Origin of the sequence: Streptomyces sp. CA2R106, from assembly GCF_037034245.1 — a bacterium.
Lineage (GTDB): Bacteria > Actinomycetota > Actinomycetes > Streptomycetales > Streptomycetaceae > Actinacidiphila.
Genome location: NZ_JBAGKC010000143.1, coordinates 1 through 840, shown reverse-complemented (window position 1 = coordinate 840; position 840 = coordinate 1). Strand labels below are relative to the sequence as shown.

The following is an 840-nucleotide window of genomic DNA, read 5'->3' as shown; positions in this document are numbered from 1 at the left end:
CGACGCGGTCGAGGGCCACGGCACGGGCACGAAGCTGGGCGACCCGATCGAAGCCCAGGCGCTGCTGGCGACCTACGGGCAGGGGCGCGCGGAGGACCGGCCGCTGTGGCTCGGGTCGATCAAGTCCAACATCGGCCACTCCTCGGCCGCCGCGGGTGTCGCGGGCGTCATCAAGATGGTCCAGGCACTGCGGCACCGGCAGCTGCCGGCCACCCTGCACGTCGACCAGCCCAGCCCGCACGTGGACTGGACCTCGGGCGCGGTCAAGCTGCTCACCGAGGCGCAGCCGTGGACCGACCCCGGGCGCCCGCGCCGCGCGGCCGTGTCGTCCTTCGGGGTCTCCGGCACCAACGCGCACATGATCATCGAGGAGGCCCCGGCGGCGGAGGAGGAGCCCGCGCCGCAGGCCGCGAGGACCCTCCCGACGGTGCCGGTGGTGGTGTCGGCGAAGGACGAGACCGGGCTGCGGGCCCAGGCGGCCAGGCTGCGGGAGTTCCTGCTCGCGCGGCCGGAGACGGGGCTGCTGGACCTCGGGCTGTCCTCGGCGACCACCCGGGCACAACTGGAGTACCGCGCCGCCGTCACCGCCACCGACCGCGACTCCTTGCTGGCGGGGTTGTCGGGGTTGGCGGTCGGTGAGCTGGGCGGCGGTGTGGTGGAGGGCCGTGCCGGGTCGGGGAAGACGGTGTTCGTCTTCCCGGGGCAGGGTGCGCAGTGGGTCGGCATGGCGGTGGAACTGCTGGACTCCTCCGAGGTGTTCGCCGCGGAGGTGGCCGCATGTGACGCGGCACTCGCCCGGTTCGTGGACTGGCGGGTGGAGGACGTGTTGCGGGAGGCGGC

1 protein-coding gene is annotated in these 840 nt (G+C 74.4%); it reads left to right on the top strand.

Features of this window, described 5'->3' with window-relative positions; all coding sequences use genetic code 11:
• Positions 1-840 (top strand): ketoacyl-synthetase C-terminal extension domain-containing protein (locus WA788_RS35420; protein ID WP_335984597.1); only part of this gene is annotated, 840 nt, incomplete at both ends.